Here is a 1,669-nt window from a genome sequence, read left to right on the forward strand (position 1 = left end):
GGTTGTGTCTGTTTTACTTCAACGGAGAGTTTGATCCTGGCTCAGGATGAACGCTGGCGGCGTGCTTAACACATGCAAGTCGAACGATGACCCGGTGCTTGCRCCGGTGATTAGTGGCGAACGGGTGAGTAACACGTGAGTAACCTGCCCTTAACTCTGGGATAAGCCTGGGAAACTGGGTCTAATACCGGATATGACTCCTCATCGCATGGTGGGGGGTGGAAAGCTTTATTGTGGTTTTGGATGGACTCGCGGCCTATCAGCTTGTTGGTGAGGTAATGGCTCACCAAGGCGACGACGGGTAGCCGGCCTGAGAGGGTGACCGGCCACACTGGGACTGAGACACGGCCCAGACTCCTACGGGAGGCAGCAGTGGGGAATATTGCACAATGGGCGCAAGCCTGATGCAGCGACGCCGCGTGAGGGATGACGGCCTTCGGGTTGTAAACCTCTTTCAGTAGGGAAGAAGCGAAAGTGACGGTACCTGCAGAAGAAGCGCCGGCTAACTACGTGCCAGCAGCCGCGGTAATACGTAGGGCGCAAGCGTTATCCGGAATTATTGGGCGTAAAGAGCTCGTAGGCGGTTTGTCGCGTCTGCCGTGAAAGTCCGGGGCTCAACTCCGGATCTGCGGTGGGTACGGGCAGACTAGAGTGATGTAGGGGAGACTGGAATTCCTGGTGTAGCGGTGAAATGCGCAGATATCAGGAGGAACACCGATGGCGAAGGCAGGTCTCTGGGCATTAACTGACGCTGAGGAGCGAAAGCATGGGGAGCGAACAGGATTAGATACCCTGGTAGTCCATGCCGTAAACGTTGGGCACTAGGTGTGGGGGACATTCCACGTTTTCCGCGCCGTAGCTAACGCATTAAGTGCCCCGCCTGGGGAGTACGGCCGCAAGGCTAAAACTCAAAGGAATTGACGGGGGCCCGCACAAGCGGCGGAGCATGCGGATTAATTCGATGCAACGCGAAGAACCTTACCAAGGCTTGACATGGGCCGGACCGGGCTGGAAACAGTCCTTCCCCTTTGGGGCCGGTTCACAGGTGGTGCATGGTTGTCGTCAGCTCGTGTCGTGAGATGTTGGGTTAAGTCCCGCAACGAGCGCAACCCTCGTTCCATGTTGCCAGCGCGTAATGGCGGGGACTCATGGGAGACTGCCGGGGTCAACTCGGAGGAAGGTGGGGACGACGTCAAATCATCATGCCCCTTATGTCTTGGGCTTCACGCATGCTACAATGGCCGGTACAAAGGGTTGCGATACTGTGAGGTGGAGCTAATCCCAAAAAGCCGGTCTCAGTTCGGATTGGGGTCTGCAACTCGACCCCATGAAGTCGGAGTCGCTAGTAATCGCAGATCAGCAACGCTGCGGTGAATACGTTCCCGGGCCTTGTACACACCGCCCGTCAAGTCACGAAAGTTGGTAACACCCGAAGCCGGTGGCCTAACCCCTTGTGGGAGGGAGCTGTCGAAGGTGGGACTGGCGATTGGGACTAAGTCGTAACAAGGTAGCCGTACCGGAAGGTGCGGCTGGATCACCTCCTTTCTAAGGAGCACCTACAGTCACCTTGCCCCGTGTATGCGGGTGTGGAGGGGTTGTCAGGAGTAACGCCCGTTGCGCAGACGATTGTTCTGCGGCGGGTGCTCACGGGTGGAATATCAGCAAATAG

The 1,669-nt window shown here is 57.1% G+C and carries 1 rRNA gene; it reads left to right on the forward strand.

What is annotated here, in order from left to right:
• Positions 1-18: 18 nt before the first annotated feature.
• A 16S ribosomal RNA gene (locus AC1D2F_RS23845) occupies positions 19-1,545 on the forward strand.
• The last annotated feature ends 124 nt before the right edge of the window (positions 1,546-1,669 follow it).

It is taken from the genome of Arthrobacter sp. P1_B3 (assembly GCF_056406615.1).